The sequence below is a fragment of the Streptomyces sp. FXJ1.172 genome (genome assembly GCF_001636945.3).
Lineage (GTDB): Bacteria > Actinomycetota > Actinomycetes > Streptomycetales > Streptomycetaceae > Streptomyces.
Map to the genome: position 1 here is coordinate 2615651 of NZ_CP119133.2, position 24632 is coordinate 2640282.

A 24632-nucleotide genomic window follows, 5' to 3' on the forward strand; every position below is an offset into this window, starting at 1 on the left:
TCAGCGCGCGGTGCGCGTGTGGACGTACTCCACGAGCCGGGTCAGCGCGTCCGGGTCGGTGTTCGGCATGACGCCGTGGCCGAGGTTGAAGACGTGCCCCTCCAGGCCGGCGGCGGCGTCGAGCACCTCCTGGGCCTTGGCCTCGACGGTGTTCTTGTCCGTGAACAGGACGGTCGGGTCGAGGTTGCCCTGCAGCGCCTTGCCGGGGCCGACGCGGCGGGCGGCCTCGTCCAGCGGGACGCGCCAGTCGACGCCCACGACGTCCGCACCGGCCTCGCCCATCAGCTTCAGCAGTTCGCCGGTGCCGACGCCGAAGTGGATGCGCGGGACGCCGTACCCGGCGACGGCGTCGAAGATCTTCGCCGAGGCGGGCATGGCCGAGCCCCGGTAGTCGGCGGGGGCGAGCGCGCCGGCCCAGGAGTCGAAGAGCTGGACCGCGCTCGCGCCGGCCTCGATCTGGACCTTCAGGAAGGTGGTCGTGATGTCGGCGAGCCGGTCGAGCAGATCGGCCCACAGCTCGGGGTCGCCGTACATCATCGCCTTGGCGTTCTCGAACGTGCGCGAGGGGCCGCCCTCGACCAGGTAGCTCGCGAGGGTGAAGGGCGCGCCCGCGAAACCGATCAGCGGGGTGGCGCCCAGCTCGCGGGTGAGCATGCCGACCGCCTCGGTGACATAGGGGACGTCCTCGGGCGTGAGGTCGCGCAGCCGGGCGAGATCGGCGCGGGTGCGGATCGGCTGCTCGACGACCGGGCCGACGCCGGGCTTGATGTCGAGGTCGAGACCGATGGCCTTGAGCGGGACGACGATGTCGCTGAAGTAGATCGCCGCGTCGACGTCGTGCCGGCGCACCGGCTGGAGCGTGATCTCGGTGACCAGCTCGGGCCGCGTGCAGGACTCGAGGATCGAAACGCCCTCGCGCACCTTGTGGTACTCGGGCAGGGAGCGGCCGGCCTGGCGCATGAACCACACAGGGGTGTGCGGCACGGGTTCGCGCCTGCACGCCTTGAGGAAGGCGCTGTCGTACGTCGCTGTCGGCTGCATGCTGTCGTTGGCGGTCACGGGGCAAGTTTCGCATGCCGTCGGATCGGGACTTGAGCGGAGGCCGCCTGCGGCTCCGTACTGTGTCTTGCCCTGCACAAGACCGCGCTTCCCCTTACTCTTCCCCGCATGGCTGCGGCTCACGGACAAATGTCGGACAGCGCTGACGGAATGGACGACGTGAAGGACACCGAGGGGGCGGACCGGCATTCCGGTACCGCGGGTCCGCCGGCCTTCCAGGCCGCGGTCGACGCTCTGCGCGCCAGCCGGCTGCGCCCGCAGGTCGAGGTGGAGCCGACGCCCGCGCCGCAGCGGCTCGCGCCGTACGCGTACGCGCTGGAGGCCGTGGTGGTCGACGGCGAGCAGGAACTGGCCGACGGGCGGCTGGTGCTGCTGCACGACCCGGCCGGGCACGAGGCCTGGCGCGGTACGTTCCGGCTGGTGACGCTCGTGCGCGCGGAGCTGGAGCCGGAGATGGCGGCCGATCCGCTGCTGCCGGAGGTGTGCTGGTCGTGGCTGACCGGGGCGCTGCAGGCGCGCGGGCTGGGTTACGGCGAGCCGAGCGGCACGATCACGCGCGCCAGCTCGCACTACTTCGGGGGGCTGGCGGAGCGGCCGGCCGCCTCGCAGATCGAGATCCGGGCCTCCTGGACGCCGCGCGAGGGCCTGGGCGGGGTCCCGGACACGGCCTCCCACCTGACCTCCTGGTGCGATCTGCTGGCCCAGGTCGCGGGGCTGCCGCCGGCCGGTCCGGGCGACGCCTCGGTGGTCACGCTGCCACAGCGCAGGGGTCCGCAGTCCCGGTGAGATGATCGCAAGGTTCCCGGGGGTCCCTCTCTTGGCCGCCTCATTGACCATCTCTTTGTCGATACGGCCACTTTCGGACCTCGAATCGCATCCGCTTGAACCGACTCGATCTTCGGATGATCGATCGCGTGTCCGAATTGCACAGATTGTTACTCACTAGATCGTGATCATTCTCTAAAGGCGGACGAGTTTGCTGCCGAAGACGACTGTGACCTTGAAAGCACAGTTCGTCCCGGCTAAATCCCCACAAGCCGGCCCCGTCCCCCCACCCCAGGAGGCCTGGTGTCCGTTCTCCTCGAGCAGCCCGCAAGCCTGGTCGCCTACCGCCCGAACAAGCCGACCGCCATGGTGGTCGTGGCCGACCCCCGCGTCCGTTCCACCGTCACCCGCCACCTGTGGGCGCTCGGCGTGCGCGATGTCATCGAGGCCTCGTCCATCGCGGAGGCTCGTCCCCGCATCGGCAACCCCCGCGACATCTGCGTCGCCGACGTCCACCTGCCCGACGGCTCCGGCCTGACGCTGCTGTCCGAGACCCGTGCCGCGGGCTGGCCCAACGGGCTGGCGCTCTCGGCCGCCGACGACATCGGCGCGGTCCGCAACGCCCTGGCCGGCGGGGTCAAGGGCTACGTGGTCACCGGCACCCGTACCAACATCGGCCTGCCCACCCGGCCCGGCGCCGCTCCCCTCGGCGCCGCCCGGATGCACCGCCGCCCCCCGGGTGCCCCGAGCCACCCGGGTGGCTACCGCGAGCTGTCCGGCCGCGAGGTCGAGGTGCTGCGCCTGGTCGCGGAGGGGCAGTCCAACAAGGCGATCGGCGTCTCCATGGGCCTGTCCGCCCTGACCGTCAAGAGCCACCTCGCCCGCATCGCCCGCAAGCTGGGCACGGGCGACCGGGCCGGCATGGTGGCCGTGGCCCTGCGCACCGGCATCATCCACTGAGCCGTCCGGAGCAGCCCCCGGTTCACCCGCCCGGCTTGCACGTGTCCCCGAGCTGACTGGTTTACGACCCTCCGGCGCCCGTCGACGGAACGTTCCGTCGACGGGCGCCGTCCACACACGGATACCCTTGACAGGTGACCGACGCCCAAGACACCGCAGCAGACAGCTCCCTGCGCATCACCGGAGGCACTCCTCCGGACGACGCCGGATCTTCTGTGACGGGGGCGCCGACACCGCTGCTCGAACCCCGCGAGGGCATTCCGCCCGTCATCGCCGACGAGGCCGCCCTCGCCGAGGTGATCTCCGCCTTCGCCGGCGGTTCCGGCCCCGTCGCCGTCGACGCCGAGCGCGCCTCCGGCTACCGCTACGGCCAGCGCGCCTACCTGGTGCAGCTGCGCCGCGAGGGTGCGGGGACCGCGCTGATCGACCCGGTGGCCGTCGGCGGCGGCCTGTCCGCACTCGGCGAGGCGCTCACCGGCGCCGAGTGGGTGCTGCACGCCGCCACCCAGGACCTGCCGTGTCTGCGCGAGATACACATGATCCCGTCCCGGCTCTTCGACACCGAGCTGGCCGGCCGGCTCGCCGGGTTCCCCCGGGTGGGCCTCGGGGCCATGGTCGAGAACGTCCTCGGCTTCGTCCTCGAGAAGGGCCACTCCGCCGTCGACTGGTCGACCCGCCCGCTGCCCGAGCCCTGGCTGCGGTACGCCGCCCTGGACGTGGAACTCCTCGTCGACCTGCGCGACGCCCTGGAGAAGGAGCTGGACCGGCAGGGCAAGCTCGAGTGGGCCAGGCAGGAGTTCGACGCGATCGCGACGGCGCCGCCCGCCGAGCCGAGGAAGGACCCCTGGCGGCGTACGTCGGGGATGCACAAGGTACGGCGGCGCAGGCAGCTGGGGGTCGTACGGGAGCTGTGGGAGACCCGGGACCGGATCGCGCAGCGGCGGGACGTGTCGCCGGGCAAGGTGCTCAGCGACGCGGCCATCGTGGAGGCCGCGCTGTCCCTGCCGGGCAATGTGCACGCGCTGGGCGCGCTGAACGGGTTCGGGCACCGGATGGGGCGGCGGCAGCTGGAGCAGTGGCAGGCCGCCGTGGACCGGGCCAGGGCGCTCCCGGACAGTGCGCTGCCGCAGCCCGGGCAGCCGGTGACCGGGCCTCCGCCGCCGCGGGCGTGGGCCGACAAGGACCCGGCCGCCGCGGCCCGGCTCTCCGCCGCCCGCGCCGGGGTGAGCGCTCTCGCCGAGCAGCTCAGCCTGCCGCAGGAGAACCTGGTGTCCCCGGACACCGTGCGGCGTATCTGCTGGGAGCCGCCGAAGGCTGTCGACGCCGACTCCGTGGAGGCCGCGCTGGCGGGATACGGCGCGCGGCCGTGGCAGGTGCGGCTGGTGACGCCGGTGCTGGTGAAGGCGCTGTCGGCGAAGGGGGCCTAGCCTCACCTGTCGCTCCCCGCACGACGATCGGCGTCGGCAGGACGGCCAGGACCGTTGCGGCCGAGATGATCTCCCAGTGGGCGCCGCAGGGGCCGCGGAAGCGGAACAGGGACGTCGAGATCACGCCAAGATCCTGGGACGGCGAACTGGATCCCGGACGACGTGTTCCCCTGCCGAGAAGGCCGACGGCACCTCAAAGTGTGTGACGTTCGCCGCTCCGACCGGGGGGACTGGGCAGCTACATTACTCACAAGTAGCATGCTGTTGAGCAAGCGCTCAGCGTCCCGCACCCTGGAGGAGAGCCATCGTGCCTCGTACCGTCAGGGACGTCGTCTTCGTCGACGGCGTCCGCACCCCGTTCGGCAAGGCGGGCCCGAAGGGCATCTACCACGAGACCCGCGCCGACGACCTCGTCGTGAAGGCGATCCGGGAGCTGCTGCGCCGCAACCCCGGCCTGGACCCGAAGAAGATCGACGAGGTCGCCATCGCCGCGACCACGCAGATCGGTGACCAGGGGCTCACGCTCGGCCGTACGGCCGGCATCCTCGCGGGCCTGCCGCAGTCCGTGCCGGGCTACTCGATCGACCGGATGTGCGCCGGTGCGCTGACGGCCGTCACCACCACCGCCGGTTCGATCGCGTTCGGCGCCTACGACGCCGTCATCGCCGGTGGCGTCGAGCACATGGGCCGCCACCCGATGGGCGAGGGCGTGGACCCGAACCCGCGGTTCGTCAGCGAGAAGCTCGTCGACGAGTCGGCCCTGTTCATGGGCATGACCGCGGAGAACCTGCACGACCGGTACCCGACGATCACCAAGCTGCGTGCCGACGAGTACGCGGTGCGTTCGCAGGAGAAGGCCGCCAAGGCGTACGCCAACGGCAAGATCCAGCAGGACCTGGTGCCGATCTCGGTGCGCCGCACCAACGCCGACGCCGGTGAGACGGGCTGGGGCCTGGTCACCGCCGACGAGCCGATGCGTCCGGGCACCACCCTGGAGAACCTGACGGGTCTCAAGACGCCGTTCCGTGTGCACGGCCGGGTCACCGCCGGCAACGCGGCCGGTCTGAACGACGGTGCCACCGCGTCGATCATCGCGAGCGAGGACTTCGCCCGCGAGAACGGCCTGCCGGTCAAGATGCGCCTCGTCTCGTACGCCTTCGCGGGCGTCGAGCCGGAGGTCATGGGCTACGGCCCGATCCCGGCCACGGAGAAGGCCCTCGCCAAGGCGGGCCTCACCATCTCCGACATCGGCCTGTTCGAGATCAACGAGGCCTTCGCCGTCCAGGTCCTCGCCTTCCTCGAGCACTACGGCATCGCGGACGACGACGCGCGCGTCAACCAGTACGGCGGCGCCATCGCCTTCGGTCACCCGCTGGCCTCCTCCGGCGTCCGCCTGATGACGCAGCTGGCCCGCCAGTTCGAGGAGCAGCCGCACGTCCGCTACGGCCTGACCACCATGTGCGTCGGCTTCGGCATGGGCGCGACGGTCATCTGGGAGAACCCGCACTTCGAGGGGGACAAGTGAGCACCACCGCCGAGCTTTTGAAGCAGGCCTCGCAGCAGTTCCCCGACGAGGTCGTCACCAGTGCGCACGTACGCCACTTCGACCTGCCGTTCGGCGCCGGCCGCTTCGCGCTGATCACGCTGGACAACGGCCTGGACCACACCAAGCCGACCACCTTCGGACCGGGCTCGCTGGCGAACCTCGACGCCGCGATCGACCAGGTCGAGAAGGAGGCGGCCGAGGGCACCGTCGTCGGTGTCGGTATCACCGGCAAGCCGTTCATCTTCGCGGTCGGCGCCGACCTCAAGGGCGTGGAGATCCTCAAGGAGCACGAGCACGCCCTCGCCATCGGCAAGGGCGGCCACGAGGTCTTCAAGCGCCTTGCGGCCCTCGCCGTCCCGACGTTCGCGTACTACAACGGCGCGGCGATGGGCGGCGGCGTCGAGGTCGGTCTGCACTGCACCTACCGGACCGTCTCCAAGGCGATCCCGGCGTTCTCGCTGCCCGAGGTCTTCCTCGGCCTGGTCCCCGGCTGGGGCGGCTGCGCGCTGCTGCCGAACCTGATCGGCGCCGACAAGGCCGTCTCGGTCATCATCGAGAACAGCCTCAACCAGAACAAGCAGCTCAAGGGCCAGCAGGTCTTCGACCTCGGCATCGCGGACGCGATCTTCGAGGGCGCCGACTTCCTGGAGCAGTCGCTGCTGTGGACCGCCCAGGTCCTCAAGGGCGACATCGAGGTCGAGCGCCCGGTGATCGACCGCGGCGAGGCCTGGGACCAGGCCGTCGCCAAGGGCCGCTTCATCGCGGACTCCAAGGTGCACGGCGCGGCCCCGGCCGCCTACCGCGCCCTCGACATCATCGCCGCCGCGAAGAACGGTGACCTGCAGGCCGGTTACGACGCCGAGGACCAGGCCCTCGCGGACCTGATCATGGGTGGCGAACTGCGCGCCGGCATCTACTCGTTCAACCTCGTCCAGAAGCGCGGCAAGCGGCCTGCCGGGGCGCCCGACAAGAACCTCGCGCGTCCCGTGACCAAGGTGGGCGTGGTCGGCGCGGGCCTGATGGCCTCGCAGCTCGCGCTGCTCTTCCTGCGCCGCCTGGAGGTGCCGGTCGTGCTGACCGACATCGACCAGGAGCGCGTCGACAAGGGTGTGGGTTACGTCCACGCCGAGATCGACAAGCTGCTCGGCAAGGGCCGTGTCAACCAGGACAAGGCCAACCGCCTCAAGGCGCTGGTGACCGGTGTCCTGGACAAGGCCGAGGGCTTCGCGGACGCGGACTTCATCATCGAGGCCGTCTTCGAGGAGATCGGCGTCAAGCAGCAGGTGTTCGCGGAGGTCGAGGCGGTCGCCCCGGCGCACGCGATCCTCGCGACCAACACCTCCTCGCTGTCGGTGACGGAGATGGCGTCGAAGCTCAAGCACCCCGAGCGGGTCGTCGGCTTCCACTTCTTCAACCCGGTCGCCGTGCTGCCGCTGCTGGAGATCGTCCGCGGCGAGAAGACGGACGACGCCTCGCTCGCGACCGCGTTCGCCGTCGCCAAGAAGCTGAAGAAGACCGCGGTTCTGGTCAAGGACGCCCCGGCGTTCGTCGTGAACCGCATCCTGACCCGCTTCATGGGCGAGATCCAGAACGTCATCGACGAGGGCACCCCGGTCGAGGTCGCCGAGAAGGCCGTCGAGCCGCTCGGTCTGCCGATGTCCCCGCTGGTGCTGCTGGAGCTGGTCGGCCCGGCGATCGGCCTGCACGTCTCCGAGACGCTGCACCGCGCGTTCCCGGAGCGCTTCACGGTCTCCCCGAACCTCGCCGCCGTCGTCAAGGCGGGCAAGCGCGGCTTCTACGTCTACGACAGCGGCAAGCCGGAGCTGGACCCGGAGGTCGCCGCGCTGCTCAAGCAGGGCGACAGCGTCCTGACCGAGGAGCAGGTCCGCGAGCGCGTCCTGGACGCCGTCGCCCAGGAGATCGGGCTCATGCTCGACGAGGGCGTCGTCGCCGAGGCCCAGGACATCGACCTGTGCCTGATCACCGGTGCCGGCTGGCCCTTCCACCTGGGCGGCATCACGCCGTACCTGGACCGCGAGGGTGTCTCGGAGCGCGTGAACGGCAAGAAGTTCCTGGCCCCGGGCGTGGCGAGCGTCCCCGCGTAACACCGGCAGCCATGTGAAGGGCCCCCGCGGCGGCGGGGGCCTTTCACATGCTCAGACCTGGACCGGCCGCCGGGTGTGCCGGGCCTGGGCCAAGTCCCGGTGACAGCGCCACCGGGCGCCGGCCCCGTGTCAGACTGTGTGCGTCACGAGCACGGCGGACAGAGGCTGATCACCCCATGACGGACACCGCGGACCCGGCCTCCGCGCTGGTCATCGTCGACGGCGCGAACGTCGTCGGATCGGTGCCCGACGGCTGGTGGCGGGACCGCCGTGGCGCCGCCGAGCGGCTGCGCGACCGGCTCGTGCCCCTCGCCGGGTCAGGCGTGGGCGGCATGGCCGGACCGCTGGAGCTGGTCCTGGTGGTGGAGGGCGGGGCCCGCGGTGTGGCCTCCGTGCCCGGGGTGCGTGTCGAGGAGGCGTCCGGCAGCGGCGACGACCGCATCGTGGAGCTGGCGGCCACGGCCGGCGAACGCCCCTGCCTGGTGGTCACGGCCGACCGCGAACTGCGCCGCCGGGTCGGGGAACTGGGCGCCCGGGTCGCCGGCCCCCGCGCCGTACGGAACTGACCTCACGGCCGTGTCCGCGCGGCCCCGCTACGCCGTCCGGGTGACGGACCCGGTGGCTACGGCGGCCCGTGCGGGGCCTTGTCGGCGGCGGCCTGCTCGCGCAGGGCCAGCCGGCTGTGCGTGCGGCCGTAGAGGAAGTAGACGACGAAGCCGATGACCATCCAGATGGCGAAGCGCAGCCAGGTCTCGGCGGGCAGGTTGAGCATCAGCCACAGCGAGGCGCACACGGACAGGACCGGGATGGCCGGGACCCATGGGGTGCGGAAGGCGCGGGGCAGGTCCGGGCGGGTGCGGCGCAGGATCACCACGCTGACGGCGACGACCACGAACGCGAAGAGCGTGCCGATGTTCACCAGCTCGGCCAGCTCGCTCAGGCTGGTGAATCCGGCGACGACCGCGATGACCACGCCGAGCAGGATGGTCGGCCGGTGCGGGGTCCTGAAGCGCGGGTGGACCCGGGAGAAGAAGCGCGGCAGCAGCCCGTCGCGGCTCATCGCGAAGAACACCCGGGTCTGGCCGAGGAGAAGGATCATGCACACCGTCGTCAGGCCGATGGCCGCGCCGAAGCTGATCACGCCCGCGTACCAGGGGTGCCCGATGGACTTGAAGGCGTCGGCGAGCGGGGCGTCCACGGACAGGTTGGAGTACTTCTCCATGCCAGTGACGACGATGGACACGGCCACGTAGAGCACCGTGCAGATCAGGAGTGAGCCCAGGATGCCGCGTGGCATGTCCCGTTGCGGATGGCGGGTCTCCTCGGCCGCCGTGGCCACGATGTCGAAGCCGATGAAGGCGAAGAACACCACGGAGGCGGCGGTGAAGATGCCCATCACCCCGAAGTTGGACGGCGCCCAGCCGAACATCAGCTGGATGAGCGGGGCCTTGAGGTCGCCGCCGGCCGGCACCGGCTGGGACGGCGGGATGAACGGCTTGTAGTTGGCGCCCGTGATGAAGAAGGAACCGGCGATGATCACGATGAGTACGACGGCCACCTTGATGGCGACGACGAGCGAGGTGATCCGGGCCGACAGTTTCATGCCGAGGACGAGGATGCAGGTGAGCACCAGCACCAGGGCGGCGGCGAGGATGTCGAAGCCGAAGCCGGAGGCGTTGTCCCGGCCGGACAGGTAGCCCGGCAGATGCCAGCCCACGTTGTCCAGCAGCGAGCGGATGTAGCCGGACCAGCCGACCGCCACCACCGCCGTGCCGAGGGCGAACTCCAGGACCAGGTCCCAGCCGATGATCCACGCGGGCAGCTCGCCCAGGGAGGAGTAGCTGAACGTGTACGCCGAGCCCGCCACGGGCACCGTGGACGCGAACTCGGCGTAGCACAGAGCGGCGAGCGCGCACACCACGCCGGCCACCACGAAGGCCAGGGACACCGCCGGCCCGGCGTTGTTCTTGGCGACCTGCCCGGTGAGGACGAAGATGCCCGTGCCGATGATGACCCCGACGCCGAAGACGGTCAGGTCGAGCGCGGAGAGCGACTTCTTGAGCGAGTGCTCCGGCTCCTCGGTGTCCTGGATGGACTGCTCGACGTTCTTCGTCCTGAACAGCGCGCTGCTCACGTGCCCACCTCCCACGCTTGTGGGTGCCGGGGAGCGTATGCCCCGGTACGGGCAGGTTCACGCAAACGGGCCGGTTCCGCCACCGCAGACAGTGGCGGAACCGGCCCGCGGGGGCGCGTCCGGCGTCAGTCGCGGGCGGGCTCCACCGAGTCCACCTCGGCGGCCGTACGGTCGAACCGGCCGTCCAGCTTGGAGACCAGTCCGGTGACCTGGCGGGCGATGTCCGGGGCGGTCAGGCCGATCTCGGTGAGCACCTCGCCGCGGGAGGCATGGTCGAGGAAACGGGGCGGGATGCCGAAGTCGCGCAGCGGCACATCGACGCCCGCGTCGCGCAGTGCCTGGGCGATCGCGGAGCCGACACCGCCGACGCGGCTGTTGTCCTCGACGGTGACGACGACCCGGTGCCGCTCGGCCAGCGGGGCCATGGCCTCGTCGACGGGCTTGACCCAGCGCGGGTCGACGACGGTGGTGGAGATGCCCTGCTTGTCGAGCAGGCCGGCGATCTCCAGGCACATCCGGGCGAGGGCGCCGACCGAGACCAGCAGCACGTCCGGCCGGTCGGTGCCGGGCTCGCGCAGCACGTCCATGCCGCCGATGCGGCCCACGGCGGGTACGGCGGGCCCGACGGCGCCCTTGGAGAAGCGCACCACGGTCGGCGCGTCGTCGACGGCGACGGCCTCCCTGAGCTGGGCGCGCACCTGTTCGGCGTCGCGCGGGGCGGCCAGCCTGAGGCCCGGCACGACCTGGAGGATCGACATGTCCCACATGCCGTTGTGGGAGGCGCCGTCCGTTCCGGTGACGCCGGCCCGGTCGAGCACGAAGGTCACACCGCACTTGTGCAGGGCCACGTCCATGAGGACCTGGTCGAAGGCGCGGTTGAGGAAGGTGGCGTACACGGCGAAGACGGGGTGCAGTCCGCCGTACGCGAGGCCGGCCGCGGAGACGGCGCCGTGCTGCTCGGCGATGCCGACGTCGTAGATCCGGTCCGGGAAGGTGTCCGCGAACTTCTTCAGGCCGACCGGCTGGAGCATGGCCGCCGTGATCGCCACGATGTCGTCGCGCTCCTTGCCCAGCTCGACCATCTCGTCACCGAAGACGGAGGTCCAGTCGGCGCCGGAGGCCTTGACCGGCAGGCCGGTGTCGGGGTGGATGGGGCCGATGCCGTGGAAGCGGTCGGCCTCGTCCTGCAGGGCGGGCTGGTAGCCGCGGCCCTTCTCGGTCAGGCAGTGCACGATCACCGGGCCGCCGAACCGCTTGGCGCGGGCCAGCGCCGACTCCAGCGCCTCGATGTCATGGCCGTCGATCGGGCCGACGTACTTCAGGCCCAGGTCCTCGAACATGCCCTGCGGGGCGATGAAGTCCTTCAGCCCCTTCTTGGCGCCGTGCAGGGTCTCGTACAGCGGCCTGCCGACGACGGGGGTCCGCTCCAGCAGGTCCTTCCCGCGGGCCAGGAACCGCTCATAGCCGTCCGTGGTGCGCAGCGTGGCCAGGTGGTTGGCGAGGCCTCCGATGGTCGGCGCGTACGAGCGCTCGTTGTCGTTGACAACGATGACCAGGGGGCGGTCCTTGGCGTCGGCGATGTTGTTCAGCGCCTCCCAGGCCATGCCGCCGGTGAGCGCACCGTCACCGATGACGGCCACGACATGGCTGTCCCGCTTGCTGAGCTGGTTGGCCTTGGCGATGCCGTCGGCCCAGCCGAGGACCGTGGAGGCGTGGCTGTTCTCGATGACGTCGTGCTCGGACTCGGCCTGCGAGGGGTAGCCCGACAGGCCGCCCTTCTTCTTCAGCTTGGAGAAGTCCTGCCGGCCGGTGAGCAGCTTGTGCACGTACGACTGGTGGCCCGTGTCCCACAGGACCTTGTCCTTCGGGGAGTCGAAGACACGATGCAGGGCGATGGTCAGCTCCACCACGCCCAGGTTGGGGCCGAGGTGGCCGCCGGTCTTGGAGACGGCGTCGACGAGGAAGGTCCGGATCTCCTCCGCCAGCCTGCCCAGCTCCTCAGTGCTGAGCCGGTCCAGATCGCGCGGTCCCCTGATGCGGGTCAGCAGCGGCACCCGTGCCTCCTTGCGTTGAGCTGATCGAGCTTTGCCGGGCTCGCCCGAGTCTAATGTTCATGCTTTGCACGACACGACAGCGCCCGGCACGTTTCGATGTGCCGGGCGCTGGTCGGCCTACGAGGGCCAGGTGTTACGCACGTCCTGCCGTCTTCTGCGTCTTCCGGGTGATGGAGTCGATCACGACCGTGGTCAGCAGGACCGCGGCGGTGATCATGTACTTCACCGGCTCCGCGATGGACTCCAGCTGCAGCCCGTACTGGATCGAGACGATCACCAGCACACCGAGCAGCGCGTTCCAGGTACGGCCCCGGCCGCCGAACAGCGACGTACCACCGATGACGGCCGCGGCGATCGCGTTCATCAGCAGGTCACCGGTGCCGGCGCTCTGGTTCGCCGACGCGATCTTCGACGCCAGGAACAGACCGCCGATGGCGGCGAAACCACCGGAGATGGCGAACACGGAGATCCGCACCGCGGTGACGTTGATGCCCGCACGACGGGACGCCTCGACGCTGCCGCCGAGCGCGAAGATCTTGCGGCCGTACGACGTGCGCCGCAGCACGAAGTCCGTGCCGATCAGGAAGGCGAGGAAGATCACCGTGGCCAGCGGCAGGCCCTTGTACTGGTTGTACATGTACGCCGCGGCGAAGGAGACCACGGCCAGCAGCACGGTCCGCAGGATCGTGTCGCTGAGCGGCCGGGACGGGATGCCCGCGGCCTCGCGGCGCCGGTTGCTCAGGAAGGAGGTGAGGAAGAACACGGCGACCACGACGACGGCGAGCCCGTAGGCGGCGGCCACGTCGGAGAAGAAGTACGTGGTCAGCTTGCCGACCAGGCCGTTCGAGTCCAGGTTGATCGTGCCGTCCGAGCCCAGCACCTTCAGCATGAAGCCCAGCCAGAACAGCAGGCCGGCCAGCGTCACGGCGAAGGCGGGGGCGCCGAGCACCGCGAAGAAGAAGCCGTGCAGCGCGCCGATGGCGATGCCGGCGACGATGGCGAGGAGCACGGCCGCCCACTCGGGCCAGCCCTGGTTGACCGCGAGGACGGCCGCGAGGGCGCTGGCCGCACCGCTGACGGAGCCGACCGACAGGTCGATCTCGCCGAGCAGCAGCACGAAGACGATGCCGACCGAGATCATGCCCGTGCCGACCATCGTGACGGTGATGTCGCTGATGTTCTGCGCGGAGAGGAACTCGGAGTTCAGCACCTGGAAGATGACGCAGATGATCGCGAGGCCCACGATGACCGGCAGGGAGCCCAGCTCACCGGCCTTCATCTTGCGCTTGAACTCGTGCCAGTAGCCGAGCAGGCCCTCTTCCTGCACCAGCAGGCGCGGGTCGACGGCGGTGACCGCGGCGGCGGCGGCCTCGGGGTTCTCGACGACGGGATCGTCCTGCGAGGGCGTCTCGTCGACGTTCGCGGAGGTCTTGTCGATGCTCACTTGGAAACCTCCCCGTTCGCGCCGGAGGTGCGGGCCGCACGGCGGGTCACTGCGTTGTCGGTGGCGCCGGTGATGGCGGAGATGATCTCCTCCTGCGAGGTCGTCTTGACCTCGAAGACGCCGTTGTTGCGGCCGAGGCGCAGTACGGCGACCTTGTCGGCCACCGCCTTCACGTCCGCCATGTTGTGGCTGATGAGGATGACGGCGTGGCCGCGCTCGCGCAGGCGCTCGACCAGGTCGAGGACCTGGGCGGTCTGCTCGACACCGAGGGCGGCGGTGGGCTCGTCGAGGATCACCAGCTTGGGCTCGCCGAGCATGGAACGGGCGATGGCCACGGTCTGGCGCTGACCGCCGGAGAGCGAGGCGATCGGGATACGGACGCTGGGGATGCGGATCGACAGCGTGGTCAGCAGCTCGCGGGAGCGGCGCTCCATCTCGACCTCGTCCAGGACTCCCCACTTCCTCAGCTCACGGCCGAGGAACAGGTTGCCGACGACGTCGATGTTGTCGCACAGCGCGAGGTCCTGGTAGACCGTCGCGATGCCCAGGGACTGGGCGTCGTGCGGCCTGTTGATGGTGACGGGCTTGCCGTCCCACTCGATGACACCCTCGTCGATCGGGTGCACGCCGGCGATCGTCTTGACCAGCGTGGACTTTCCGGCGCCGTTGTCGCCCACCAGGGCGACCACCTCACCGGCGTGGACCTCAAGCTCTACGTCGGTGAGCGCCTGAACGGCACCGAACCGCTTGGAGACCCCGCGCAACGCCAGCACGGGCGTAGCGGACACGTGAACCATCTCCTTCGCCGCCTGACCCGGCGGGAGGTTGTGCAGAAAGATTAAAAAGGGGGGGTGTTCCGTCCGGCGCCCCGCGCCGAGCTTGCGGGGCTGTATGAGTCGCGGGACGCCGGAGGAGCCGGGAGCGGTCAGTCGGCTTCCCTACGGGCATTCAAGGACGAACGCCCGCTTCCGGGAAGGGACTTGACGCTGCTTACTTGAGGCCGAGCTTGTCGCAGGCCGCCTTGTAGTCGGCGGTGCAGATGTCGGAGACGGTGTAGATGCCGTCCTTGATGACCGTGTCCTTGATGTTGTCCTTGGTCAGCGAGGTGACCGGGACGAGCACCGAGGGGACGTCCTTCTGCGAGCCGCTGGAGACCTTGTCCTTGGCGACGGAGTCCAGCGACTTGCCCTGGGCGAGCGCGACGGCCATCTCGGCGGCGGCGTCGGCCTCGGGGGCGTAGGGCTTGTAGACGCTCATGTACTGCGTACCGGCGACGATGCGCTGCACACCGGCCAGCTCGGCGTCCTGGCCGGTGACCGGGACCTTGATGCCGGCCGCGCTGAGGGCGGTGATGATACCGCCGGCCATGCCGTCGTTGGCGGAGTAGACGCCCGCGATGTTGTTCTTGCCGACCGCGGAGATCGCCGCCTCCATCTCGGAGTTGGCGTTGTCCGGCGACCACTCCTTGGTGTCGTACTCCTTGGCGACCGTGACCTTGTCGTTGAGGACCTTGTGCGCGCCCGCCTTGAACTGGGCGGCGTTCGGGTCGGTGACGGAGCCGTTGATCATGACGATCTTGGAGGACTTGTTCGCCTTGCTGCCCAGCGCCGTCAGCAGGGCCTGGCCCTGGGTCTCGCCGACCTTCTCGTTGTCGAAGGAGGTGTAGGCGCTGATCGGGCCCTCGGCGAGGCGGTCGTAGGCGACGACCTTGATCCCGGCTTCCACGGCCTTCTGGACGGAGTTCTGGATGGCCTTGGCGTCCACCGCGTCCACGATCAGGACGTCCACCTTGTTGGTGATCATGGTGTCGACCTGCTGGGCCTGCAGGTTCGCGTCCTGGTGGGCGTTGTTGTACGAGATGGTGGCCTTGCCGTTCGTCAGCTCCTTGATCTTCTTCTCGATCAGCGGCCGGTCGAACTTCTCATAACGCGCGGTCTTGTTCTCCGGAAGGAGAAGGCCGACCTTGATGTTGTCGCCCTTCTTGGCGGACGACGAGGAGGAAGAGCCCCCGCCCTTCGACTCCTTGGCGCTGCCACAGGCGGCCAGTGTGACGGCCATCGCACCGGCGGCAACGACAACGGCGGCACGACGCATACGTGCGTTCACTTCAGAAACCTCCCTGACGAGGCCGCGTCGTTGCGGCCGAGGTGGCTGGAAGTCAACTCGGCCCCAGGTGCGACGTCAAGAAGTAAATCCTTAACGAGATGGCAACGGTGCCATCCGTTCTCTAAGTGAAGGCAGGAGCCATCGAGGGCAGCGCGCCGTCCAAAAGGGTCGAATCCCCCATTTCGCTGAGGGCGAGGGCGAGCGCCCCTAGCACCTCCGCGCGGCCTCCAAGTGCCCCTGGAAGCACGGACAGTTGGCGTGCCGCGCTGGGGATGGCGTAGCGCCCCACGGACTCCCTGATCGGCCCGAGCACCAGCTCGCCGGCCTCGGCGAGATCACCGCCGAGGACCACCCGGCTCGGGTTCAGCAGATTGCAGAGATTGGCCACTCCACTGCCGATGTGGCGGCCGACGTCGGCGATCACCCGACGACAGCCCGGGTCGCCCTCCCTGGCCAGCCGCACGACGCCCTCGAGCGTGAGGTCGGGGCCGTGGCTGGGCTGGAGCAGCGGGAGCACATAGCGTGCGGCCGCGAAGGTCTCCAGGCAGCCCCGGTTGCCGCAGCGGCAGACAGGTCCGGACTCATCGAGTGTAATATGTCCGATTTCCCCCGCCGTGCCGCCCGGACCGCGGTAGATCTTCCCGTCGATCACCAGACCGGCGCCGACACCGCTCGCGACCTTGATGTACGCGAGGTCGCGCACGCCCTTTCCGCTGCCCCAGACCAGCTCGCCGAGGGCGCCGAGGTTGGCGTCGTTGTCCACGTGCACGGGCACGCCGAGGCGCTCGCGCAGTTCCTCGGCGGGTTTGGTGCCGCCCCAGCCCGGCAGGATCGAGGTCGACCCCAGCGTCCCCGACTCGACGTCGATCGGGCCCGGCACGCCAAGGCCCACGCCCGCCACCTTGGACCGGTTCACCCCGGTGGCCGCGATCAGGCGGCTGACCAGCTGCTCGGCCCGGTCGAAGCCCTGTGCGGCGGAGGCGTCGACGTCCAGCGGCTCGGACTCCTCGGCCAGCACCTGGTGGGCGAGGTTCCCGATCGCGACGCGCAGGTGGGTGTGCCCGAAGTCGACGCCGATCACGATGCCGGCGTCCCCGCTCAGGCTGACGCTGCGGGCCCGGCGCCCGCCCGCCGACGTGGGCGTGACCTCGACGGTTCCGCCGTCCTTCAGCTCCCGCACGATGTTGGAGACGGTCGCGGCGGACAGACCGGTCGTCCGCGCGATCTCCGCCTGTGTGAGGGACCCGGCCAGGCGCACGGCCCGTACAACCCGCTCCAGGTTGGCTCGGTGCAGCGACGACTGCGACCCTGGAGTCTCCACGACGACCTCCTGAGCGCGGGGCCGCTTCGGCGAGGCCCCGCGTATGTCCAACTAGTGAACTCTAAGCTGAGCCGTTCGGGGCGACTTACGTCAAGAGGTTGAACCGTTTCCGGGGCCTCGGAGACGCAGCGCACACAGCGGCGCACGCCGCCCCGGGAGCCGGGACGGCGTGCGCACGGACGGTCGCGGTCAGTGACCTTCGCAAAGGGTGCGGGCTATTTCAGCGCCCCCGCGGTCAGGCCCTGGACGACCTGGCGCTGGAAGACGATGTACGCCCCGAGCACCGGCAGCATGGCCATCACCAGGCCCGCGAACAGGCCGGACCAGTCGCCCTTGTAGCCCTGGCTGACCGCCAGCTGGACCAGGCCCTGGGTGAGGACCTTCTTGTCGGGGTCGGTGTTCAGGACCGTGGGCAGCATGTACTGGTTCCACTGGCCCAGGAAGTTGAAGATGCCGACGCTGATCAGACCCGGCTTGGCCATGGGCAGCATGATCTGGAAGAACGTGCGCGTGTGCGAAGCACCGTCCACGAAGGCCGCCTCCGCCACCGAGGTGGGCAGAGTGCGGAAGAACGCGGTGAGGAAGAAGACGGTGAACGGCAGCGAGTACGCGATGTAGACCAGGATCAGGCCGTGGATCGTGTTCAGCAGCCCCATGTTGTTCACGACGTAGAACAGCGGGACCAGCGCGAGCATGATCGGGAAGCTCATGCCGCCGATGAACAGGTAGTAGATGAAGCGGTTGCCCGGGAAGTCGAAGCGGGCGAGGACATAGGCGGCCATGGAGCCGAGGACCAGGGTGCCGATGAGCGAGCCGCCGACCACCAGGACGGTGTTGAGGAAGTAGTCGCTCATGTTGGCCTGGGTCCAGGCCCGCGACCAGTTGCCGAAGTGCAGCTTGTCCGGCAGCGCCCAGGGCGAGCTGAAGATGGAGCTGTCGCTCTTGAAGGACGTCATCACCGCCCACAGCAGCGGCATGACCACCATGATCGCCCAGATGATCAGCACGCCGTGCGAGAAGACGTTGAGGACACCGCCCTCCTTCTTCCTCCGGGCGGGCCTCGGCGCCGGTGCGTCGGTCTTGGAGACGGTCGCGCCGGACTCGGCCGGCAGCGGTGCGGGGGTCTCGGTCGTCTTCATCGGTTCTCAGTACTCCAGCCGCTCGCGACGGCCCAGCCGCATCACGATCGCCGCGAACGCGAGCGTGACGACGAGCAGGGCGACACCGATCGTGGTGGCGTAGGCGGCCTGACCGTCCCGGAACGCCTTCTGGTAGACGTACAGGACCAGCACGGTGGTCGAGTAGTCGGGCCCGCCCGGCCCGGTCGTCATGATCTGCACGACCGCGAACGACTCGGCGCCGAGCGCGAGGATGCCCATGTAGACCCAGCCGGACTGCACGGTGTCCCACAGCAGCGGCAGGGTGATCCGGAAGAAGGTGGCGGCCCGGCCGGCGCCGTCGAGCAGCGCCGACTCGTACAGCTCGGCCGGGATCGAGGCCATGCCCGCCGAGAACAGGACCACGAAGAAGCCGACCGTGGACCAGACGAGCACAGCCATCACGCACCACAGCGCGAGACTCGGGTCGCCCAGCCACAGCGGCTGGACGCTGTCGAGGCCGATGCCGCGCAGGATCGAGTTGATCGCGCCGCTGTCCGGGTTGTACGCGAACTGGAACAGCAGCGCGACGATCGCGATGGACAGCACCTGCGGGAAGAAATAGACGATCTTGTAGAAGGACGAGCCCCGCACACCCGAAATCGCGGGGCCGCCCCTTCTCCGGCGTCCGCCCACATTGATCATGAAGGCGAAGAACAGCGCCAGACTGATCGTCACCAGTGGCAGCACCAGGGCGAACAGCAGACTGTGCTCCAGCGACTTCCAGAAGATGTCGTCGTGGACCATCCTCGTGTAGTTGTCGAAGCCGACCATCTTGAATTCGGGGCTCAGGCCGGTCCAGTCCGTGAACGAGTAGTAGATGGACTGGATGAACGGCCATACCACGAAGAGCGCGTACAGTCCCAGGGGCAATGCCAGAAACCCCACAATGAACCGGTACTTGCCGTGCTGCATCGCCACTCCGGTGTGGTCAGGGGTGCTGTCTACTGGTGCTTGTAGTGCTTGATCGTGGTGTCCTTGGCCGCTTCGTCGGCGAATCCCTGGATCTTCTTGATGGCCTCGGCCGGGGAGAGCCGGCCGGCCATCATCTCACCGAGACCGGCCACCCCGATCTTCTCCTTCTGCAGCTGCACATACCAGTCCTGAAGCCGCGGATTCACCACGTTGGATCCGGCCAGCTGCAACGCCGCCACACCCGACTTCAGCCCCGGGGTGAGCGTGATGCCGGTGGTGCCGCCGTTGTAGGCGGTCAACGACTTCACCTTGCTGGTGAAGTTCTTCGAGGACGCCTCGGAGAGCATGATGCGCAGCTGCTCCATGCCGCCCTCGGGGTTCGCCGCCTTGGCCGGCACGACGAACGGCTCACCGCCGGAGGCCCAGATGGTGCCGAAGGGCAGCTTGTCGGACGCGTCGATGCCGGAGGGCGCGGAGACGGCGAGGTTGAAGTCCTTCGGGATGACGTTGGCCGACTCGTTCTCCACCCAGGAGCCGTTCGGGATGAACAGCGCCTCGCCCTTGGCCCAGGCGGTCTGGGACTGGATGTGGTCGAGGCCCGGGGTGCCCTTGAGGATGTAGCCCTTCTTGTACAGCTCGTAGTACGCCTCGAAACAGGCCTTGACGGCCGGGTGCTTCCAGGCGCTCGGCTCCAGGTTGTCGATGGCGTCGAGCACCTCGCGCCCGCCCACCTTGCCGATCATCGGATAGAGCGAGAAGGGGATGTAGTACGGGTACTTGCCCGCGTACGTCCAGCCCGCCATGCCCTTCTTCTTGGCCTTCTCGCAGACCGCGAGCATCTCGTCCCAGGTCTTCGGGTACTGGGCGTCGAGCGAGTCCAGGGCCTTCTGGGAGTACCACACGCCGTACACCGTGTAGGCGTAGTACATGATCCACACCGGCTTGCCGTCGAACTGGCCCATCTCCACGATGCCGGGACGCAGGGTGTCGCGGACCTTCTTGCCCGGGTCGTCGTACGACGGCGCGTCCAGCAGCGGGGTGAGGTCGGCGAGCTGCTGCTTGCCGACGAGCACGCCCATGTCCATCTGCTCGGCACCGGAGTTGTCGATGAGGTCCGGCGGGTTGCCCTGGTTGAAGCGGGGCTGGAGGGTGGACTGGATCTTCTGGGTGGCGGAGAACTTCACCGTGGCCTTGGGAAAGTCGTTCTGATAGATCTTCACCGCGTCCTGGGCGTACTCCTTGCCGAAGCCGCCGTCGAAGAGGACGAATTCCATCTTGGCGGTCTCGTTGACCCCGAGCGGGTTCTTGGCGGTCTTCTTCCCCGCCTTGTCCTTCTTCTGGCCGCCCCCGCCGCTGCTCGCACAGGCGGACAGCAGCCCCATGCCCGGGGCCGCGACCAGGCCGAGCGCGGCGGACCGCTTGATCAGATCACGACGGCCGACACCTTCGGCACTGTTGTTCGAGGTGGATCCCATGCTCAAGTCCTCGCCTTCTCCAGGACTCAGGCGGTGAACCGGATCCTCCCCGGCACCGCTGTCGGGTCAAGCTGGGTGGTGCAGGGTCGTGCTGGAAGTGCCGACAGGTATAGTCCACTTTCGGTCGGCTGAGCAAGATCGAATGCACGGTTCGCGATGGGTCTTTTCCGAGTTGAGACCTCGAGGAAATCTGCGCCCCCCAGGGACGGCCTGGCAGAAGAATTCGCGACATAAGTCCCTGAATGCCACACCCAACACCCTTGACATCACCGGCCACTTGACGACCTACTGGTTCCTGCGCCGAAGTTGACAACGTTGTCCGGAGCGGCGCAGGAGGGGAATCCGTAGATGCAGCGGAGAACTCGGCACAGATGGGGTCCGGCGGCCGTCCTCACGGCCGCCTTTGTCATGGCCGTGGGCGCGCAGGGCGCGGCGGTCGCCCTTCCCGCCAAGGCTCCGGCCGCCGACCGGGAGTTCGCATCCTCGTTCGAGACGGGCGACCCGGCGCCGGACTGGACCGACACCGTGGACACCGCACCCGACGGCACCAAGCGTGCCTCGGGCGTCGACGGCGGCTACAGCACCGGCATCCCGGGCAATGTCACCGACCATGTCACCGAGGTCCGCGCGAGCGGCGAGAACACGGGCGCCGGCGAGGTGAAGGAGAACCTGGTCGACGGCCAGCCCGGCACCAAGTGGCTGACCTTCGAGCCCACCGGCTGGGCGGAGTTCGACCTCGACAAGCCCGTCCGGCTGGTGACGTACGCGCTCACCTCCGCCAACGACTTCGCCGAGCGCGACCCGAGGGACTTCAGACTGCTCGGCTCCACCGACGGCAAGGACTGGAAGACCCTCGACACCCGCTCGGACGAGAGCTTCTCCGAGCGCTTCCAGACGAAGTCGTACGACCTCGCGCAGCCGGCCGAGTACCAGCACTTCCGGCTGGAGATCACGAAGAACAACGGCGCCTTTGGCATCCTCCAACTCGCCGATGTGCAGTTCTCCACCGGCAGCGGGGGCGGGCCGGTGCCGCAGGACATGCTGACGCTGGTCGACCGGGGCCCGGCCGGCTCACCGACCGCCAAGGCGCGGGCCGGGTTCACCGGAAGGAGGGCACTGCGCTACGCCGGACGGCACACGGCCGGCGGCCGGGCGTACTCGTACAACAAGGTCTTCCACGTGCACGTGAAGGTCGGCAGCGACACCCAGCTGTCGTACCGCATCTTTCCGCAGATGGCGGACGGCGACCGGGACTACGACGCCACGAACGTCTCCGTGGACCTGGCCTTCACCGACGGCACCTATCTGAGCGGCCTCGGCGCGCTGGACCAGCACGGGTTCCCGCTGTCGCCGCGCGGGCAGGGCGCGTCGAAGTCGCTGTACGTCAACCAGTGGAACAACGTGGCCTCGCGGATCGGCCCGGTGGCGGCCGGCAAGACGGTCGACCGGATCCTGGTGGCGTACGACTCCCCCGACGGGCCGGCGAAGTTCCGGGGCTGGATCGACGACGTGGCGATCAGGCCGGTGGCGCCCGGGAAACCGAAGGCGCATCTGTCGGACTACGCGCTGACCACCCGGGGCACCAACTCCAGCGGCAGCTTCTCGCGCGGCAACAACTTCCCCGCGACCGCGCTCCCGCACGGCTTCAACTTCTGGACCCCGGTCACCAACGCGTCCTCGCTGAGCTGGCTGTACGAGTACGCACGTGCGAACAACGACGACAACCTGCCCACGATCCAGGCGTTCAGCGCGAGCCATGAGCCGAGCCCGTGGATGGGCGACCGGCAGACCTTCCAGGTGATGCCGTCGGCCGCCGCCGGCACCCCGGACACCGGGCGCGAGGCGCGCGCGCTGCCGTTCCGGCACGAGAACGAGACCGCGCGGCCGTACTACTACGGGGTCCGGTTCGAGAACGGGCTCACGGCGGAGATGGCCCCGACCGACCACGCCGCGGTGCTGCGCTTCAGCTATCCCGGTGCCGACGCGAGCGTGCTCTTCGACAACGTCACCGAGCAGGCGGGCCTGACCCTCGACAAGGAGCACGGGACCGTCACCGGCTACTCGGACGTGAAGTCGGGGCTGTCCACGGGTGCGACGCGGCTGTTCGTGTACGGCACGTTCGACAAGCCGGTGACGGACGGATCGGCGAGCGGCGTCAAGGGCTACCTGCGGTTCGACGCGGGCGCGGACCGCACCGTCACCCTGCGCCTGGCGACCTCGCTGATCAGCATCGACCAGGCGAAGGACAACCTGCGCCAGGAGATCCCGGACGGCACGTCCTTCGACACGGTCAGGGAGCGGGCCCGGCAGGCCTGGGACCGGCTGCTCGGCAAGGTCGAGGTGCAAGGCGCGAGCGAGGACCAGCTGACCACGCTGTACTCCAGCATGTACCGGCTGTACCTGTACCCGAACTCCGGCTTCGAGAAGGTGGCCGGGAAGGACCAGTACGCCTCCCCCTTCTCCCCCATGCAGAGCCAGGACACCCCGACCCACACCGGTGCGAAGATCGTCGACGGCAAGGTGTACGTCAACAACGGCTTCTGGGACACCTACCGGACCACCTGGCCGGCGTACTCGTTCCTGACGCCGTCTCAGGCGGGCGAGATGATCGACGGGTTCGTGCAGCAGTACAAGGACGGCGGCTGGACCTCCCGCTGGTCCTCCCCCGGATACGCCGACCTGATGACCGGCACCTCCTCGGACGTGGCGTTCGCCGACGCGTACGTCAAGGGCGTGCAGTTCGACGCGAAGGCCGCGTACCAGGCGGCCCTGAAGAACGCGACCGTGGTCCCGCCGATGTCGGGCGTGGGCCGCAAGGGCATGACCACCTCCCCGTTCCTCGGCTACACCAGCACCGACACCGCCGAGGGCCTGTCGTGGGCGATGGAGGGGTACGTCAACGACTACGGCATCGCGCGGATGGGCGAGGAGCTGTACAGGAAGACCGGCGAGAAGCACTACAAGGAGGAGTCCGAGTACTTCCTCAACCGGGCCCGGGACTATGTGAACCTGTTCGACCACAGGGTCGGCTTCTTCCAGGGCCGTGACGGGGCCGGGAACTGGCGGCTGGACGCCTCCCAGTACGACCCGCGCGTGTGGGGCTACGACTACACGGAGACCAACGGCTGGGGCGACGCCTTCACGGTCCCGCAGGACAGCCGGGGCCTGGCCAGCCTGTACGGCGGCCGGCAGGGCCTCGCGGACAAGCTGGACACGTTCTTCTCCACCCCGGAGACGGCCTCGGCGAACTTCGTCGGCTCCTACGGCGGTGTCATCCACGAGATGACCGAGGCGCGCGACGTCCGCATGGGCATGCTCGGCCAGTCCAACCAGCCCGCGCACCACATCCCGTACATGTACGACGCGGCCGGCCGGCCGTGGAAGACCCAGGCGGCGGTCCGCGAGATCCTCTCCCGGCTCTACTCCGGCAGCGAGATCGGGCAGGGCTACCACGGCGACGAGGACAACGGTGAGCAGTCGGGCTGGTACCTCTTCTCCGCTCTCGGCTTCTACCCGCTGGTGCCGGGCAGCGGCGACTACTCCATCGGCTCCCCGCTGTTCAAGCAGGTCACCGTGCATCTGGAGAACGGCCGGGACCTGGTGGTCAAGGCGCCCGGAAACAGCGCCAAGAACGTGTACATCCAGGGCGTGACCTTCAACGGCCGCCCCTGGACGTCCACTTCGCTGCCCCACTCGCTGCTGTCCGGGGGCGGGGTGCTGCAGTTCGCCATGGGCGCCAAGCCGTCGGCATGGGGAACGGGCAAGGACGCGGCGCCCGTCTCTATCACCCAGGACGACAAGGTCCCCGCGCCCCGGGCGGACGTGCTGAAGGGGGACGGGCCGCTGTTCGACAACACCTCGGCGACGGAGGCCACGGTCACCTCGGTGGACCTCCCGGTCGACCACGCCGTCAAGCCCGTCCAGTACACGCTGACCTCCCCGGCCGACCACACCCGGGCACCGACCGGCTGGACCCTTGAGGGCTCCACGGACGGCACCACCTGGAAGACCCTTGACCACCGCACCGGCGAGACGTTCACCTGGGACCGCCAGACCCGGGCCTTCACCATCGCCGCGCCGGGCACCTGCACCAGGTACCGGCTGGTGCTGGACCGCGCCTCGACGCTGGCGGAGGTGGAGCTGCTGGCCTGACACGGTCGCGGA

The 24632-nt window shown here is 69.2% G+C and carries 17 protein-coding genes and 1 pseudogene; 7 read left to right on the forward strand and 11 right to left on the reverse strand.

Features of this window, described 5'->3' with window-relative positions; all coding sequences use genetic code 11:
* Entirely contained in the window at window positions 1–1041 is a 1041-nt protein-coding gene (gene hemE / locus A6P39_RS11630) for a uroporphyrinogen decarboxylase (protein ID WP_443053062.1), read from the reverse strand.
* A 126-nt stretch (window positions 1042–1167) separates the two neighbouring features.
* Between hemE and A6P39_RS11635 the strand changes: the two genes are divergently transcribed.
* The 3 genes from A6P39_RS11635 (at window position 1168) to A6P39_RS11645 (ending at window position 4211) form a co-directional block, all read left to right on the forward strand.
* Window positions 1168–1845, forward strand: a complete 678-nt coding sequence (locus A6P39_RS11635) for a DUF3000 domain-containing protein (protein ID WP_079133475.1) — start codon at window positions 1168–1170, stop codon at window positions 1843–1845.
* Between the two features lie 282 nt (window positions 1846–2127).
* Window positions 2128–2784 (forward strand): response regulator transcription factor, encoded by a 657-nt coding sequence (locus tag A6P39_RS11640; protein ID WP_023545949.1) that lies wholly within the window; start codon window positions 2128–2130, stop codon window positions 2782–2784.
* Between the two features lie 134 nt (window positions 2785–2918).
* On the forward strand, window positions 2919–4211 hold the full coding sequence (locus A6P39_RS11645; RefSeq protein ID WP_079133476.1) for a ribonuclease D: 1293 nt from the start codon (window positions 2919–2921) through the stop codon (window positions 4209–4211).
* Window positions 4212–4233: 22 nt separating this feature from the next.
* On the opposite strand, the pseudogene A6P39_RS11650 reads toward A6P39_RS11645, so the two are convergent.
* Window positions 4234–4353: pseudogene (locus A6P39_RS11650) on the reverse strand (carbohydrate ABC transporter permease); the annotation flags it as partial.
* Between the two features lie 165 nt (window positions 4354–4518).
* Here A6P39_RS11650 and A6P39_RS11655 point away from each other — a divergent pair.
* The 3 genes from A6P39_RS11655 (at window position 4519) to A6P39_RS11665 (ending at window position 8428) form a co-directional block, all read left to right on the forward strand.
* Window positions 4519–5736, forward strand: coding sequence for a thiolase family protein (locus A6P39_RS11655; RefSeq protein ID WP_067047646.1), 1218 nt, complete (start codon window positions 4519–4521; stop codon window positions 5734–5736).
* Window positions 5733–7862: a 3-hydroxyacyl-CoA dehydrogenase NAD-binding domain-containing protein gene (locus A6P39_RS11660; RefSeq protein ID WP_067047649.1), complete on the forward strand. Its 2130-nt coding sequence runs from the start codon at window positions 5733–5735 to the stop codon at window positions 7860–7862. The genes A6P39_RS11655 and A6P39_RS11660 overlap by 4 nt, the downstream gene beginning before the upstream one ends.
* Before the next feature lie 176 nt (window positions 7863–8038).
* On the forward strand, window positions 8039–8428 hold the full coding sequence (locus A6P39_RS11665) for an NTP pyrophosphohydrolase (protein WP_067047651.1): 390 nt from the start codon (window positions 8039–8041) through the stop codon (window positions 8426–8428).
* Between the two features lie 56 nt (window positions 8429–8484).
* On the opposite strand, the gene A6P39_RS11670 is transcribed toward A6P39_RS11665, so the two are convergent.
* From A6P39_RS11670 to ngcE, 9 genes are all read right to left on the reverse strand, one after another.
* Window positions 8485–9996, reverse strand: a complete 1512-nt coding sequence (locus tag A6P39_RS11670; protein ID WP_067047654.1) for an amino acid permease — start codon at window positions 9994–9996, stop codon at window positions 8485–8487.
* 125 nt (window positions 9997–10121) lie between these two features.
* Entirely contained in the window at window positions 10122–12050 is a 1929-nt protein-coding gene (dxs, locus tag A6P39_RS11675) for a 1-deoxy-D-xylulose-5-phosphate synthase (RefSeq protein WP_067047657.1), read from the reverse strand.
* Window positions 12051–12183: 133 nt separating this feature from the next.
* Entirely contained in the window at window positions 12184–13494 is a 1311-nt protein-coding gene (locus tag A6P39_RS11680; RefSeq protein ID WP_067047661.1) for a sugar ABC transporter permease, read from the reverse strand.
* Window positions 13491–14291 carry an ATP-binding cassette domain-containing protein gene (locus A6P39_RS11685; RefSeq protein ID WP_067047664.1) on the reverse strand — a complete coding sequence of 267 codons (801 nt, stop codon included), beginning with the start codon at window positions 14289–14291 and terminating at the stop codon, window positions 13491–13493. Before A6P39_RS11685 ends, A6P39_RS11680 begins: the two co-directional genes overlap by 4 nt.
* Before the next feature lie 193 nt (window positions 14292–14484).
* Window positions 14485–15588 (reverse strand): sugar ABC transporter substrate-binding protein, encoded by a 1104-nt coding sequence (locus tag A6P39_RS11690; protein ID WP_067047668.1) that lies wholly within the window; start codon window positions 15586–15588, stop codon window positions 14485–14487.
* 133 nt (window positions 15589–15721) lie between these two features.
* Window positions 15722–16921, reverse strand: a complete 1200-nt coding sequence (locus tag A6P39_RS11695) for an ROK family transcriptional regulator (RefSeq protein WP_067047671.1) — start codon at window positions 16919–16921, stop codon at window positions 15722–15724.
* A gap of 215 nt (window positions 16922–17136) precedes the next feature.
* On the reverse strand, window positions 17137–18060 hold the full coding sequence (locus A6P39_RS11700) for a carbohydrate ABC transporter permease (protein WP_067047674.1): 924 nt from the start codon (window positions 18058–18060) through the stop codon (window positions 17137–17139).
* 6 nt (window positions 18061–18066) lie between these two features.
* On the reverse strand, window positions 18067–18993 hold the full coding sequence (locus tag A6P39_RS11705) for a carbohydrate ABC transporter permease (RefSeq protein ID WP_067047677.1): 927 nt from the start codon (window positions 18991–18993) through the stop codon (window positions 18067–18069).
* A gap of 29 nt (window positions 18994–19022) precedes the next feature.
* A complete protein-coding gene (gene ngcE, locus A6P39_RS11710) occupies window positions 19023–20468 on the reverse strand; it encodes an N-acetylglucosamine/diacetylchitobiose ABC transporter substrate-binding protein (RefSeq protein WP_067047679.1) in 1446 nt (481 codons plus the stop codon).
* A gap of 348 nt (window positions 20469–20816) precedes the next feature.
* On the opposite strand from ngcE, the gene A6P39_RS11715 reads away from it, so the two are divergent.
* Complete coding sequence (locus tag A6P39_RS11715; RefSeq protein ID WP_234378958.1) at window positions 20817–24620, forward strand: GH92 family glycosyl hydrolase; 3804 nt, start codon at window positions 20817–20819, stop codon at window positions 24618–24620.
* The last annotated feature ends 12 nt before the right edge of the window (window positions 24621–24632 follow it).